General features: G+C 64.3%; 13 protein-coding genes. 9 read left to right on the top strand and 4 right to left on the bottom strand.

Annotated features, from left to right (window positions below; all coding sequences use genetic code 11):
- Positions 1 to 610: DUF308 domain-containing protein (locus tag QQL28_RS17865; RefSeq protein ID WP_284267368.1), on the bottom strand; the 610-nt coding region annotated here is incomplete at its 3' end.
- 311 nt (positions 611 to 921) lie between these two features.
- Between QQL28_RS17865 and QQL28_RS17860 the strand changes: the two genes are divergently transcribed.
- Complete coding sequence (locus tag QQL28_RS17860) at positions 922 to 2,571, top strand: glycosyltransferase family 39 protein (protein WP_284267367.1); 1,650 nt, start codon at positions 922 to 924, stop codon at positions 2,569 to 2,571.
- A 182-nt stretch (positions 2,572 to 2,753) separates the two neighbouring features.
- Positions 2,754 to 3,533, top strand: a complete 780-nt coding sequence (locus QQL28_RS17855; RefSeq protein WP_284267366.1) for a class II aldolase/adducin family protein — start codon at positions 2,754 to 2,756, stop codon at positions 3,531 to 3,533.
- A gap of 234 nt (positions 3,534 to 3,767) precedes the next feature.
- Here QQL28_RS17855 and QQL28_RS17850 read toward each other — a convergent pair whose 3' ends face one another.
- The 3 genes from QQL28_RS17850 to QQL28_RS17840 form a co-directional block, all read right to left on the bottom strand.
- Complete coding sequence (locus QQL28_RS17850; RefSeq protein WP_284267365.1) at positions 3,768 to 5,162, bottom strand: M20/M25/M40 family metallo-hydrolase; 1,395 nt, start codon at positions 5,160 to 5,162, stop codon at positions 3,768 to 3,770.
- 28 nt (positions 5,163 to 5,190) lie between these two features.
- Complete coding sequence (locus tag QQL28_RS17845) at positions 5,191 to 6,558, bottom strand: glycosyltransferase family 87 protein (protein ID WP_284267374.1); 1,368 nt, start codon at positions 6,556 to 6,558, stop codon at positions 5,191 to 5,193.
- A 196-nt stretch (positions 6,559 to 6,754) separates the two neighbouring features.
- On the bottom strand, positions 6,755 to 8,377 hold the full coding sequence (locus tag QQL28_RS17840) for a helicase HerA-like domain-containing protein (RefSeq protein ID WP_284267364.1): 1,623 nt from the start codon (positions 8,375 to 8,377) through the stop codon (positions 6,755 to 6,757).
- Between the two features lie 329 nt (positions 8,378 to 8,706).
- Here QQL28_RS17840 and QQL28_RS17835 point away from each other — a divergent pair, with 329 nt between their 5' ends.
- The 7 genes from QQL28_RS17835 (at position 8,707) to QQL28_RS17805 (ending at position 13,885) form a co-directional block, all read left to right on the top strand.
- Complete coding sequence (locus QQL28_RS17835; RefSeq protein ID WP_284267363.1) at positions 8,707 to 9,072, top strand: DUF2267 domain-containing protein; 366 nt, start codon at positions 8,707 to 8,709, stop codon at positions 9,070 to 9,072.
- A 26-nt stretch (positions 9,073 to 9,098) separates the two neighbouring features.
- Positions 9,099 to 9,506, top strand: a complete 408-nt coding sequence (locus tag QQL28_RS17830; protein WP_284267362.1) for a DUF4332 domain-containing protein — start codon at positions 9,099 to 9,101, stop codon at positions 9,504 to 9,506.
- Positions 9,507 to 9,758: 252 nt separating this feature from the next.
- Positions 9,759 to 10,607: a dihydropteroate synthase gene (gene folP / locus QQL28_RS17825; RefSeq protein ID WP_284267373.1), complete on the top strand. Its 849-nt coding sequence runs from the start codon at positions 9,759 to 9,761 to the stop codon at positions 10,605 to 10,607.
- Positions 10,604 to 10,981: a dihydroneopterin aldolase gene (folB, locus tag QQL28_RS17820; RefSeq protein ID WP_284267361.1), complete on the top strand. Its 378-nt coding sequence runs from the start codon at positions 10,604 to 10,606 to the stop codon at positions 10,979 to 10,981. Before folP ends, folB begins: the two co-directional genes overlap by 4 nt.
- Positions 10,974 to 11,465, top strand: coding sequence for a 2-amino-4-hydroxy-6-hydroxymethyldihydropteridine diphosphokinase (gene folK / locus QQL28_RS17815; RefSeq protein ID WP_284267360.1), 492 nt, complete (start codon positions 10,974 to 10,976; stop codon positions 11,463 to 11,465). The genes folB and folK overlap by 8 nt, the downstream gene beginning before the upstream one ends.
- Positions 11,466 to 11,552: 87 nt before the next feature.
- Positions 11,553 to 13,424, top strand: a complete 1,872-nt coding sequence (locus QQL28_RS17810) for a methylmalonyl-CoA mutase family protein (protein ID WP_284267359.1) — start codon at positions 11,553 to 11,555, stop codon at positions 13,422 to 13,424.
- Positions 13,421 to 13,885: a GFA family protein gene (locus QQL28_RS17805; RefSeq protein WP_284267358.1), complete on the top strand. Its 465-nt coding sequence runs from the start codon at positions 13,421 to 13,423 to the stop codon at positions 13,883 to 13,885. Before QQL28_RS17810 ends, QQL28_RS17805 begins: the two co-directional genes overlap by 4 nt.
- Positions 13,886 to 13,905: the final 20 nt, after the last annotated feature.

Raw genomic sequence — 13,905 nt, 5'->3', positions numbered from 1 at the left:
CCTCCGGCGGCCGCATGCGTTCGGGCTTCGGCCAGGCATCGTCGAAGCTCGCCGCCGGCTCTGCCGGCTCGGCAGCCACGGGCGCCGGATGCTCCTCACCCGGTGCGGCCTCGGCAGCCTTGGCCTGCGCGCGCTCGCGCTCCTTGCGCGAGGTCGAAGCGAACAAAAGATTGCGCCGGCGCGGCGCTTCCGGCGCAGGTGCGGGCGCTTCCGGCACCGGCGGCACTTCGGCGCGCGCACGCGCCGCTGCTTCATCCAGCCAAGGCGGCGGCGCAGCCGGAGATGCCGGCATTGCAGGCTCAACCTTCGCAGCTTCGGCGAGGACCGCTTCCGGCCCGGACACGCCCGCTGGTGCAAGGCCCGGCGGGAGCACCGGCCTGACCCGAACCTCGGACAGTGCCGTCGTTCCGGCGAGCCGGCGGGCGATGCCCTTCAACTCCTGAACGACGGCATACATGCCTACCAGTAACACCCCGGAGCAGACGCCGATGGTCCCGCTGAGTATGAGGGTACTGCCGAGACTGAATTCCTTGAGCGAGATGCCCCAAAGGACCGTGAGGAGACCCGCCACAAAGGCGAAAATCCCCGCGATCAACAATGCCAGCGTCATTGAACTCACCCCCGGCCGCGCATGAGCACGCGACACCGCCTAGCCACGATATCGTCATATCGCACGCCTCGCCAACGGCCAACTGCCATAGCCGTTCCTTAAAATAGCGAAATCAGAGACTTATTCACATTTCCTTCAGCAACATTTCGCTAGCTCTACCAAAGATCCGGGATCTGGAAATTGCTGCGTTGCATCAGGAATTTAGCCATAATGCGCAATTACTTGGAAATGGAACTGCGCTATAGGGTTCCCGGGAAAAAGGGCCGTGCGCGACGGCATGGTCGAGAGGGGATTCCGGGTCACCGACTGCCATGACATCCATAACCACTTCGGCGATCGACACGCCTCTACGGCGCTCGATTGAGCGGACCTGCGATGACCTTGCCATGCTGGTGCTGGCGGCGGTCGCGGTCATCGCGGGGCTGACCTTCCGCGACTACGGGCTTGGCTGGGACGATTACACCCACGCCGAATATGCCGACCTCTTGCTGCGCATGTTCGGCTCCGGCTTCAAGGACACCGCGGCGCTCTCCTTCGCCAATCTCTACATGTATGGCGGCGGCTTCGACATGGTCGCGGCGCTCCTGCACAAGGTCATGCCGATCGAGCTGTTCGAGACGCGCCGTCTCGTCGGCGCCATCGTCGGCGTGATCGGGCTTGCGGTGACCTGGCGGCTCGCTCGCCGCATCGGCGGACCGCTCGCCGGTCTCGCCGCGCTGCTGCTGCTCGCGCTCTGCCCGATCTTCTACGGGCACATGTTCATGAACCCGAAGGATGCGCCATTCGCCGTCGCGATGATCATCCTGATGCTCGGCCTGGTACGACTCGCGGAGGAATATCCGCAGCCCTCGCCGCGCACGATCCTGATCGTCGGCCTCGGCGCGGGCCTCTCGATCGGCACGCGCATTCTCGGGGGCCTTTCGCTCGTCTACGCGATGATCGGCTTCATGCCGCTGTTTCTGGAAGAGCTGCGCATCGAAGGCACCCGCGAGGCGATCCGCCGCTTCGCCCATGTCGTCTATGTGCTGCTGCCCGGCCTCGTGGTCGGTTACCTCATCATGGGCCTGATCTGGCCATGGTCGATCATGGAACCCGGCAATCCGTTCGAGGCGCTGACCTACTTCTCGCACTTCTTCGAGAAACCCTGGAAGGAGATGTTCGACGGCGCGCTGGTGTCCGTGCCCGACATGCCATGGTCGTACCTGCCGACGCTGTTCGCGCTGCAATTGCCCGAAGTCATGCTCGTGCTGACGATCGGCGCCGTCATCGGCACCTTCGTCATCCTGCCGCGCCGTGAGGTTCCGGCACGCCGCAAGACCATCCTGTTGATGCTGACGCTCGCAGCCACGCTGCCGCTCGTGATCGCGATGGTGAAGCGGCCGGCGCTCTACAACGGTATCCGCCACTTCGTCTTCGTCATTCCGCCGATGGCCGTTCTGGGCGGCGTCGCCTTTGCCTGGACCATGGAGCGCCTGCGGGCCAATCATCGCGCCTGGCAGCCGGTCGTGCTCGCCACCTTCTGCTTCGGTCTCGCGCTGCCGCTCGCCGAGATGATCCGGCTGCATCCCTATCAATACACGCACTTCAACCATGTCGCCGGCACCGTGCGCGGCGCCGATGACCGCTTCATGCTGGACTATTGGGGCCTGGCCTTGAAGCAGGCCTCCGACGAGCTGCGCGAGCAGCTCATCGAGCGGCAGGAAGTCCCGCCGCGCAATCGCAAATGGAAGGTCGCGGTGTGCGGCCCGCAGCGCCCGGCGCAGGTCGCGCTCGGTCCCGACTTCACCATCGGCTGGGATTCCAACGCCGCAGATTTCGCCATGACGCTCGGCGAATTCTACTGCAAGGGCCTCACCGCGCCGGTCATGGTCGAGATCAAGCGCGACGACGTAGTGTTCGCCCGCGTCTACGACATCCGCGGCCGCAGCATTTCCAGCCTGCTGTCGATCCCGGCGCCGTAATATTCTTCTCCTGACCTGTAGCCCCGGATGAAGCGAAGCGAAATCCGGGACCTTTGGCGCGACCCCGCATGTCGCTTCGCTCATGCGGGCTACGCTTGACTGCCGCGCATCGCGCGCCTTGCTGCGACCCGCTCACAGGACTAGGCTCCCGCTCCGCAACAACGAGGTTCGGAGAAATTGCCATGTCGCCAGCGGAAGCGCGCCTGAAGGAAGTGCCGTCGAACATGACGGAGGCCGAGTGGCAACAGCGGGTCAATCTCGCCGCCTGCTATCGCCTCGTCGCCCTTTACGGCTGGGACGACCTGGTCGATACCCACATCTCCGCCCGCGTCCCCGGCCCCGAGCACCACTTCCTCATCAACCCCTATGGGCTGATGTTCGACGAGATCACCGCATCGAGCCTGGTCAAGGTCGACCTGCACGGCAATCAGCTCAGCGAGAGCGAATACAGCATCAACCCGGCCGGCTTCACCATCCATTCGGCGATCCACGAGGTCCGCGAGGATGCGATCTGCGTGCTGCATCTTCACACGCTCGACGGCACCGCGGTGTCGAGCAGCGCCGAAGGATTGTTGCCGCTGAACCAGACCGCGCAGCTCGTCACCCACGACCTCGCCTATCACGACTATGAAGGCATCGCGCTCGATCACGAGGAGCGGCCGCGGCTCCAGAAGGACCTTGGCGATCACAACCACATGCTGCTGCGCAATCACGGCACGCTCACGGTCGGCCGCTCGGTCGCCTCCGCGTTCGAGCGCATGTATCACCTCGAGCGCGCCTGCTCGATGCAGGTGCGCACGCGTGCGCTCGGCACGCCGGTCTATCCCGTCGAGGAGATCGCGATTGAGAAGAACACCGAGCTGTTGTCGAACCGCGACCGCGCCGAGTTGCGCGCCACCAACCTGGTGTGGCCGCCTCTGCTGCGCAAGCTCGACCGCGTCAATCCCGGCTACCGCACTTGAGATTTACAGGGATTCGTGTAGGATCTTCCTCGAACGACCTCTGCACGTTCTGGAATGAAACGCCGCCCAATTCCGGGCGGCGTTTTTGTTTGGGCTGTCGTCATTGCGAGGAGCTCTTGCGACGAAGCAATCAGAATGCCTCCGCGGCAAGATTCTGGATTGCTTTGCGGAGCCTGTCATCGGGCCGCGCAGCGCGCGGACCCGGTGGCTCGCAATGACGAGGACAGAGTTTCCCTACTTCACCTCCGCCAGCGTGGCGAGGATGCGGGCCCAGGAGCGGATGCCCTTCTGGAAGCTCTGCAGATCGTACTTTTCGTTCGGCGAGTGGATGTTGTCGTCGTCGAGCCCGAAACCGACGAGCAGCGAATCCAGCCCAAGCGTGCGCTTGAAGTCGGCAACGATCGGGATCGAGGCGCCCGAGCCCATCAGCACGGTCTCCTTGCCCCATTCGTCCGTCAGTGCCTTCTTGGCGGCAGCGAGCGGCTTCATGTTCCAGTCGAGCGCGATCGCAGGCGCGGCCGAATGGTCGCCGAACTCGACCTTGCAGTCGCCCGGAATGCGCGCCGACACGTAGTCGCGGAAGGCCTTGCGGATCCTCGCAGGATCCTGCCCTTCGACCAGGCGGAACGAGACTTTTGCAGAGGCATGTGACGGGATCACCGTCTTGGACCCCTCGCCGATATAGCCACCCCAGATACCGTTGACGTCGCAGGTCGGACGCGAGGAGGCCTGCTCGATCAGCAGGCGTCCCTTTTCGCCGGCCGGGATCGACAGACCGATCGGCTTGAGGAACGTCTCCGGCGTCAGATTGAGCTTCTTCCACTGATCGAGGATATCCGCAGGCAGGTCCTTCACCCCGTCATAGAAGCCGGGAATGGTGATGCGGCCGTCATCGTCGAACAGCCCACCGAGGATCTTGGTGAGCACGCGGATCGGGTTCATCGCAGCACCGCCGAACACGCCGGAATGCAGGTCGCGGTTGGCGGCGGTGATCTTCACCTCTTCATACAACAGGCCGCGCAGCGACGTCGTGATCGCCGGCGTGTTCCGATCCCACATGCCGGTGTCGCAGACCAGCACATAGTCGGCCTTGAACTCGTCCTTGTTGGCTTCAATGAACGGCACGAAATTCTTCGAGCCGACCTCCTCCTCGCCTTCGATGAGGAAGGTGACGTCGATCGGCAGCGCGCCCGTCACCGTCTTCCAGGCGCGGCAAGCCTCGACGAAGGTCATCACCTGCCCCTTGTCGTCCTCGGCGCCGCGCGCGACGATGATCTTGCGGCCGTCGGCATGGTCCGTGACGACGGGCTCGAACGGCGGGCGGTGCCAGAGATCGAGCGGATCGACCGGCTGCACGTCGTAATGTCCGTAAAACAGCACGTGCGGACGTCCGCTCGCCTTGCTCTTGCCGACGACGGCCGGATGGCCCGCGGTCGGCCTCACCTCGGTCGCAACGCCGAGGCTTGCGATGTCCTTGGCGAGATGCTCGGCCGCCGCCTTGCAATCATTGGCGAAGGCCGGATCGGCCGAGATCGACTTGATCCGCAGCAGCGCGAACAGGCGCGTCAGGCTGTTGTCGAAATCCTTGTCGATGTGATCGAGCACGGACTGGAGCTGTGCATTGGACATTGTTTTCGTTCCTGACTTGCGGTGGGCCTCAAGGAGCTGCTGCTTTTAGCGCCGCCGCGGCTTTCGAGCCAGACGCATCTGGCGGATGCCTTATGTGCCAGGCCAGCGCAACGCCGAGAATGGCGGTGGCGGCGAGGTTGTTGCCCCAGGCCTGGAGGACCAAGGGAAACAGCGGCAGCGACAACAGCATGAGGATGCCCGCGACGGCCAGGGCGATCCAGGTTCCCAGTCGCACGCCTGGGCGATCGTCGAAAGCGGCGCGATGCAACAGCACCGTCATCGGGAAGAACAGCCACATGAAGTAATATTGCCGCGCGAGCGGCGAGGCCACCGTCATCAGGCAGAACAGGATTCCGAGTTCGTCGGCGTCCGACCGTTCCGTTCGCCGCCGCTGCGGCGGCATCACGGCGAGAAAGCCGAGCCCGAACGTTGCCGACACCGCAAGCACGATCCAGTTCGCAGCTTTGTAATCGACGTTGATCACATTCATCGTGCGCGACGGCTTCTTCGCCGAATCGTCCTGATTCCAGTTGATCGGCCGCACCAGCCGGTGGGTTACGGCGATGACCGACTGGTTGACCCACGACCAGTTCTGCTCCTCACGCTGGCCAAAACCTTTTTCCGAACTCGAGCCGACCATGCCCTGATACCAAGTCTTGAGCTCTGTGACGTTGTGCTGGAAGCCGCGTATTGGCGCGGGCACCACGAAGAGAAGGATGCCCGTAAAGGCGATCATGCTGACGACGGCAGGCCACTGCCGCCGCCAGATCAGATACGGCAGGACCGCGACTGGAAATACCTTGATGACGGTGGCGAGCGCGAACATGAATCCGCCAAGCCAGCAACGCTGATGCTGGAGACTCCAGAACCCGTAGAGCATCATTGCCAGCAGGACGAGGTTCGGCTGGCCGAGGTCGAACATGTCGAACACGAAGGAGATAGTGACGAAGCCCGGCAACGCTTCCAGCCACGGGCCCGGCCTGCGCCCCGATCCAGACATCGCATGGGAGAATTGCGCGGTGTACCACCACGCCACCGCATTCAGGATCGAGAGGACAATGTAGAGCGGGATCTTGCCGAACCAGCTCGGAATCGCGAGCAGGATCGCGGGCAGCGGCGGATACAAGAAGGCAAACTGGGCGGCGGGATCGTTGGGATAGAGATCGCCGCCATGCAGCACCTGCTGCCCGGCCCAATACCACAACGCGTAGTCCTTTGTCTTGCCGTTGCCAAAGATCTCGGGAACGAGGACGTCGGCGGTCAGCGCCACGCAGCACAGCAGGTACAAAACGTCCAGCGGCGCACGCAGCGACGGAGTCCTGAGCACACCTGGCTTGCCTGAGAATTCGGTCGGGATCACGGCTCGATCAACCTGGGCAAAATACAGATAAAGCATGATCCGGAAAAGTGCGAAGCGGTTTTCCGAAAAGATCATGCTCAAACAACAACCTAAAGCGCGATGACGATTCATCCTAATCTCATCGCGCTTTGGTGCGGGATCGAGCCAGGGTCGGGAGGCTCTTCCCTCAGATGTCGCAAGACGAATACGGCCGCAAACCAGCCCGACCGCTTCGCTGGAATTTACTCGGGCATTAGCGCCGCAGCAATCCGCCGAGCGCGCCACGCACCAGGGCGCGGCCAACCGAGCCACCGAGCTGGCCGCCGACCGACTTGCCGAGATCGGCGACGACGCCGCCGACCACCTGATTTGTGACCGTGCGCGTCACGTCACGCACGACACGCTGGCCGGTGGTCAGCCGGGCGCGCCCGGTGTTGGTGCCGAAGATGGTGCCGACGATCGAGCCGATCTGGCCGAGGATACCGCCCTCGCTCCCGCTCGCCGAACCGTCCGCGGTCGCCGCCGTGCCGGCGATGCGCTTTTGCAGGATTTCGTAGGCGGATTCGGAATCGATCGCGGTGTCGTATTTGCCCTTCACCGGGCTTGCATCCATGATCTCCTTGCGCTCCTCGGGCATGATCGGCCCGATCCGCGCCGAGGGCGGGCGGATCATCACCCGCTCGACCATCGATGGCGTGCCGTTGCCTTCGAGGAAGGACACCAGCGCCTCGCCCTTGCCGAGCTCCATGATCACCTTGGTGGTGTCGAGTTTCGGATTGGGCCGGAAGGTCTGCGCCGCGGCCGCGACCGCCTTCTGGTCGCGCGGAGTAAATGCGCGCAGCGCGTGCTGCACGCGGTTGCCGAGCTGGCCCAGCACCCGGTCGGGCACGTCGATCGGGTTCTGCGTGACGAAATAGACGCCGACGCCCTTGGAGCGGATCAGGCGAACCACCTGCTCGATCTTGTCCATCAGCGCCTTGGGCGCGTCGTTGAACAGAAGGTGGGCCTCGTCGAAGAAGAACACCAGCTTCGGCTTGGGCAGATCGCCCGCCTCGGGCAGCTCCTCGAACAGCTCCGACAGCATCCACAACAGGAATGTCGCGTAAAGCCGCGGGCTCTGAAGCAGCCTGTCGGCGACCAGGATGTTGATCATGCCGCGGCCGTCGCGATCAGTCTTCATGAAGTCCTTCAGCGTCAGCGCCGGCTCGCCGAAGAATTTCGTGCCGCCCTGGTTCTCCAGCACCAGGAGCTGGCGCTGGATGGTCCCGACGGTTGCCTTGGTGACGTTGCCGAAACCTTGGGCAGCCTTCCGGATCGGCGCCAGCGGATCTTCTCCGGCATCCGGCCCCTTCCTGGCTGTGTCGGGCACGATGGCGTCGAGCAGCGCCCGGAGGTCCTTCATGTCGATCAAGGTCAGGCCGTTGTCGTCGGCGACGCGGAAGGCGACGTTGAGCACGCCCTCCTGCACGTCATTGAGGTCCAGCATGCGGGCCAGCAGAAGCGGGCCCATCTCGGTGACGGTTGCGCGCACGGGATGACCTTGCTCGCCGAACACGTCCCAAAATACCGTCGAGAACTGGTCGGGCTGGAACGTCAGCCCCATGTCAGCCGCGCGCTTGACGATGAAATCCTTGGCCTCCCCCACCTCGGAGATGCCCGAAAGGTCGCCTTTGATATCGGCGGCGAAGACCGGCACGCCTGCACGCGCAAATCCTTCCGCCATCACTTGCAACGACACCGTCTTGCCGGTTCCGGTTGCACCGGTGACGAGGCCATGGCGGTTGGCAAGCGCAAGAGTCAGCCAGGCGGTCTCGTCTCCCTTGCCGACGAAGATCTTGTCGCTGGTATCGCCGGGTTTGGTGTCTTGTGTCGCCATTGCTGTTTGCCTTGCTGGGGAATGCGAACTTTGGGTTCCGTAGTTTAACGTATGTTGGGTGCCGGTTGAACCGGTCAACGCACCTCGTGAGGCGCGCAAATGCGACATCGTGAGAGATGAGGTGTGCGTCTCTTCGCCGAAAGTCGGAACGATAAGTGCGCACCGCGGCAATTTTTCGCGGATTCCATCTTTTGCTCTTGCATCGCTGCAACACTCCCTGCGCGATTCGTCGCCGCTCATGCGTTCGTCGCTTGTAATTCTTAACGCACCGGCTCAAGATCATTTCAGAAGCAAGACTCCGGACTTGAACCGGCTGAGGGGCAGGCAAGATGGACGAGCTGATCGGGCGGCTGGCGACAAACGCCAGCATCGATAGTGCTGTCGCTGAAAAAACCGTCGGCATTGTCCTGGGCTTCCTGCGCAACGAAGGCCCTTCCGACAGCGTTCAGGCTCTGATCGACCACATTCCCGGTGCCGAAGCCGCGATTGCCGCGTCGCAAAGCGGCGGCGGCCTGTCACGCCTGATGGGCGGCGGCCTGATGGCCGTCGGTACCCGGCTGATGGGCCTTGGGCTCGGCATGTCCGATATTCAAAAGATCGCTCGTGAACTCTTTCGGTTTGGTCGAGACAAAATCGGAGCGGATCAGATGGGCAAGATCATTGCGGGGACGCCTGGCCTCAGCCAGTTCGCCTGAGGCTTTCGCACTTCATATTGAGTACCATGACATATCCCATCTCCGACATTGAGGGCCTGTCGGCCTTCGCCGCCAGCAAGCTGAAGGCGCAGGGCATCCGCACCACCGTCGCGCTGCTCGAAGCTGCGAGCACCGTGAAGGGCCGCAAGGCGCTCTCCGCCAGGACCGGCATCAGCGAGCAGCAGCTCCTGGAATGGGCCAACGTATCCGACTACATGCGCATTCCCGGCATGGGCAAGGCCAAGGTCAACCTCGTCCGCGCCGCGGGCGTCACCACCGTCCGCGAGCTCGCCTATCGCAACCCGTCGCGGCTGGCGCAGAACATGCGCGAGGTGAACGAGAAGCGGAAGCTGGTCCGCGTGCTGCCGTCGGAGAAGTCCGTCGGCGACCTCATCGCCAAGGCTCGCAAGCTGCCGCCGAAGATTTCGTATTAGGCCACATACAGCGCTACATTTTCGGTGTCGTCCTGGCGAAAGCTAGGACCCAATCCCGAGAGGTCGCTGTTTTGCGCGTTGAGGCCACAGCCGGGCACACCAGCAACAGCGGTGGCAATGGGCCCTGGATCGGCGCTCGCTTGTCCAGGACGACGTCGAGAAATCGCTACGAGAAGCCAGCACCGTAGCTCGACGAGCAAAGGCGGAGCGATGCGTCTTGACTTGACCTCCCCGACCGCGCAAAGCGACCGCATGAGCGCCTTGCCCTCGCACCCTGCCCCGTCCAACGCAGCATGGCTGCGGACGCTGCTGGCCAGGCCGGTCCCGGCCGTGATGGGCGTGCTCAACGTCACGCCGGATTCCTTCTCCGATGGTGGGCAATTCATCGCGCCCGACGAGGCGCGGGCGCGGGCGCGCACGATGATCGCCGATGGCGCCGACATCATCGACGTCGGCGCCGAATCCACCCGGCCCTACAAGGGCGCCCGGCCGGTCACGGCGGAGGAGGAGCTGCGGCGGCTCAAACCCGTGCTCGCCGACATCGTCGCACTCGGCGTGCCGGTCTCGATCGACAGCATGAAGTCTGAGGTCGTGGCCTTCGCGCTCGACCAGGGCGTCGCGATCGCCAACGACGTTTGGGGCCTGCAGCGTGACGCCGGCATGGCAGCCGTGGTCGCGGCGCGAAAAGTCCCCGTGATCGTGATGCACAACCGCGACAGCGTCGATCCCGCCATCGACATCATGCAGGACATGATCGCGTTCTTTCAACGCTCGCTCGACATCGCGACGAAGGCGGGCATCGCTCAGGACCACATCGTGCTCGACCCCGGCATCGGCTTCGGCAAGACGCCGGAGCAGAGCATGACGGCGCTGGCGCACCTCAACGAGCTCAGCGCCTTCGGCCTGCCGGTGCTGGTCGGCGCCTCGCGCAAGCGCTTCATCGCATCCGTATCACCGTCGGAGCCGCAGCAGCGGCTCGGCGGCTCGATCGCCGCCCATCTCATCGCCGCGCAGCGCGGCGCGCGGATCATCCGCACCCATGACGTCGCCGAGACCCTGCAAGCCCTGCGGGTCGCCACCGCCATCGAGAGCAAGCCATGACCGATACGATCTTCGTCACCGGCCTCGTGATCCATGCCCGCCACGGCGTGATGGAGCATGAGACCGAGGTCGGCCAGCGCTTCGTCATCGACCTCGAGCTCTACGCCGACCTCCAGGAATCCTCGCGCACCGACCGGCTCGCTGACACGGTCTCCTATGCCGACGTGGTTGCGACCACGACGGCTGCGTTCAAGAACACCAATTACAAGCTTTTGGAGCGCGCGGCCGGTGCGGTCGCCGATGCCATCTTGTCGCATTTTTCGCGCATCCGTGCGGTGAAGGTGACCGTGCACAAGCCGCATGCACCGATCGCCGCCATCTTCGATGACGTCGGCGTCGTGCTGACACGCTCGCGGCACCCGCACAATGGCTAGCGCGATCATCGCGCTCGGCGGCAATGTCGGCGACGTCCGCACGACGTTCAGACAGGCGATCTCGGACATCTGCAGCATGGCGCAGGCAGCGCCGCTCGCGCGCTCGTCCGACTATTCCACCCCGCCCTGGGGCGACGAGGACCAGGCCCCCTTCATCAACGCCTGCATCGAAATCGAGACCAAACTCGATCCGCAGGCGTTGCTATCCGTGCTGCAAAAGGTCGAGCAAAAATTCGGCCGCACGCGGACCAAGGAGCGGCGCTGGGGGCCGCGCACGCTCGATCTCGACCTGATCGCCTATGACGATGTGTCGTTGCAAACGCCGGAGCTGACGCTGCCGCATCCGCGCCTGTTCGAGCGCGCCTTCGTGCTGGTGCCGCTCGCCGACATCGCGCCCGATCGCATGATTGGCGGCATCCGCGTACGCGACGGCCTCGCCAGCGTCTCAACACAAGGAATCGACCGGCTTCCGGATACCGGTTAACCAAAAACAACCGTTTGCAGGGGCGGCCGGCCGTGGCAATTTCGCCCCCAACGACGAGAACGAATATGTCCGGGAGTTTCCTGCCGAATGACCGCCGTGACTGACGATCTGCCGCTGGCCGCTGACTTCCCCAAGGCGAGTTACGAGGATTGGTGTAAGCTGGTCGATGGCGTGCTGAAGGGCGCGCCGTTCGAAAAGCTCATCGGCAAGACCTATGACGGGCTGAAGATCGATCCACTCTATCCGCGCGCCAAGGATGTCGCGCCCGTGGTGGGACGGCCGGCGGCCGCGCCCTGGCAAGTGATGCAGCGGATCGACCATCCCGATGCGGCCCTCGCGAATGCGCAGGCGCTTGACGATCTGGAAAACGGCGCGTCGGGCCTGGCGCTGGTGTTTGCCGGCGGCAACGGCAGCCACGGCTTTGGCCTGGAACCGACGGCGGATGCAGTCGCAAAGGTTTTGAAGGATATTCACCTCGATGCCGGCATCGGCATCGAGCTTCAGGTCGGCCCGCAATCGCGGATGGCCGCGATCCATGTTGCGGAATACGTCAAGAGCAAGGGCATCGATCCCACCGCCTGCGACATCCGCTTCGGCCTCGATCCGCTCGCCGCCGGCGCGGTCTGGGGTCACAGCCCCTATGCCTGGGAGGAGATCGTTCCCGCGGTGACCGGCGGGATCAAGGGTCTCGCAGCGCTCGGCTTCAAGGGACCGTTCGCCTCCGCCGACGGACGCGTGATCCACGATGCCGGCGGATCGGAGGTGCAGGAGCTCGCCTTCGTGCTCGCCTGCGGCGTTGCGTATTTGCGCGCGATCGAAGGCGCCGGCGTTCCGCTCGAGCAGGCACAAAGCATGGTCTATGCACGGCTTGCCGCCGATGCCGACCAGTTCCTGACCATGGCAAAGTTCCGCGCGCTGCGGCACTTGTGGGCGCGCATCGAGCAGGCCTGCGGCTTGACGCCGAAGCCGCTGTTCGTCACGGCCGACACCGCCTGGCGCATGCTGACGCAGCGCGACCCATACGTGAACATGTTGCGCGCGACCATGGCGACGTTCGCCGCAGGCCTTGCCGGCGCCAATGCCGTCACCGTGCTGCCGCACACACTGGCGCTCGGTCTTCCCGACGCATTCGCGCGGCGCGTGGCGCGCAACACGCAGCTCGTGCTGCTCGAGGAGAGCAATCTCGCAAAGGTCTCCGATCCCGCCGCGGGCGCAGGCGGCATCGAGACGCTCACGGCGCAGCTTTGCGAGGCGGCCTGGGCGCTGTTCCAGGAAACCGAAAAAGCCGGCGGCGCCTTTGCCGCGCTTCAGCAAGGCGTGATCCAGGGTAAGGTCGCCGCAACGCGCAAGGCGCGCGAGGCCAACATCGCAAAGCGCCGCGACGTGCTGACCGGCGCGAGCGAGTTTCCGAACCTGCAAGAGAGCGACGTGGCCGTGCTGCCGGCGACGCCGGTCGCGCTTGCGCCTTACGGCGAGCAAAAATTCAAGTTCGACCCGCTTGCGCCGATCCGCCTTGCGCAACCTTTCGAGGCGCTGCGCGATCGATCCGACGCAAAGCTGAAGGCCGGCGGCGCGCGGCCAAAGGTGTTTCTGGCCAATCTCGGCACGGCGGCCGATTTCACCGCGCGCGCAACCTTCGCAAAGAGCTTCTTTGAAGCCGGCGGCATTTTGGCCGTCGACAGCGAGGGCTTTGCCGATCCGGCAAAGCTTGCTGCCGCCTTCAAGGCGTCGGGCGCGGAGCTCGCCTGCCTTTGTTCCAGCGACAAGGTCTACGCGGCCCATGCGGAAGCTGCGGCCAAGGCCCTGCAAAGCGCGGGCGCACAGCATATCTATCTGGCAGGCCGGCCGGGCGAGAACGAGGCGAGCCTGCGCGCAGCCGGCGTGATCGGGTTCATCTTTGCCGGTGCCGATGCGCTGGCCACGCTGCAAGACGCCTATCGACGAATGGAGCAGGCATGACCGAGACGAGCAAACCCGTCCTCACCGGCGGCTGCCAATGCGGCGCGGTTCGCTTCGCGCTGGCGGTTGCGCCGAACAAGGTCAGCATCTGTCATTGCCGGATGTGCCAGAAGGCGAGCGGCGCACCGTTCGCGTCCTTCGCCGATGTCAACAAGACGGACTTCGCCTGGACCAAGGGACAGCCGGCGGCATTCCAATCCTCCTCGATCGCGATGCGCGACTTCTGCGCCGCTTGCGGCACGCCACTGAGCTTTCACCGCATCGACGGCGAGCGCATCGAGATCATGACCGGCGCTTTCGACCGGCCGGACCATGTGGTGCCGACCCGGCAGTACGGAACCGAGTCCCGTCTCGGCTGGGTGGTCGGAATCGCCAATCTGCCGAGCCAGACCACGCAACAGAATTACGGGCCGGAGAAGATGGCGACCATCGTCAGCCATCAGCACCCGGACCATGATTAGCTTACGCGCTCACCTCTGAT

The sequence above is a fragment of the Bradyrhizobium iriomotense genome (genome assembly GCF_030160715.1).
Lineage (GTDB): Bacteria > Pseudomonadota > Alphaproteobacteria > Rhizobiales > Xanthobacteraceae > Bradyrhizobium > Bradyrhizobium iriomotense.
Note: the sequence above shows the minus strand (reverse complement) of the source record. Positions and strands in the feature narration are given on the sequence as shown.

What these genes read in the sequence shown, in the direction of transcription:
- QQL28_RS17850 (WP_284267365.1), bottom strand. Translation starts at nt 5,162, where the DNA reads ATGTCCAATGCACAGCTCCAGTCCGTGCTCGATCACATCGACAAGGAT.
- folP (WP_284267373.1), top strand. Translation starts at nt 9,759, where the DNA reads ATGAGCGCCTTGCCCTCGCACCCTGCCCCGTCCAACGCAGCATGGCTG.
- QQL28_RS17810 (WP_284267359.1), top strand. Translation starts at nt 11,553, where the DNA reads ATGACCGCCGTGACTGACGATCTGCCGCTGGCCGCTGACTTCCCCAAG.
- QQL28_RS17805 (WP_284267358.1), top strand. Translation starts at nt 13,421, where the DNA reads ATGACCGAGACGAGCAAACCCGTCCTCACCGGCGGCTGCCAATGCGGC.
- QQL28_RS17845 (WP_284267374.1), bottom strand. Translation starts at nt 6,558, where the DNA reads ATGCTTTATCTGTATTTTGCCCAGGTTGATCGAGCCGTGATCCCGACC.
- QQL28_RS17835 (WP_284267363.1), top strand. Translation starts at nt 8,707, where the DNA reads ATGGACGAGCTGATCGGGCGGCTGGCGACAAACGCCAGCATCGATAGT.
- QQL28_RS17830 (WP_284267362.1), top strand. Translation starts at nt 9,099, where the DNA reads ATGACATATCCCATCTCCGACATTGAGGGCCTGTCGGCCTTCGCCGCC.
- folK (WP_284267360.1), top strand. Translation starts at nt 10,974, where the DNA reads ATGGCTAGCGCGATCATCGCGCTCGGCGGCAATGTCGGCGACGTCCGC.
- QQL28_RS17855 (WP_284267366.1), top strand. Translation starts at nt 2,754, where the DNA reads ATGTCGCCAGCGGAAGCGCGCCTGAAGGAAGTGCCGTCGAACATGACG.
- QQL28_RS17840 (WP_284267364.1), bottom strand. Translation starts at nt 8,377, where the DNA reads ATGGCGACACAAGACACCAAACCCGGCGATACCAGCGACAAGATCTTC.
- QQL28_RS17860 (WP_284267367.1), top strand. Translation starts at nt 922, where the DNA reads ATGACATCCATAACCACTTCGGCGATCGACACGCCTCTACGGCGCTCG.
- folB (WP_284267361.1), top strand. Translation starts at nt 10,604, where the DNA reads ATGACCGATACGATCTTCGTCACCGGCCTCGTGATCCATGCCCGCCAC.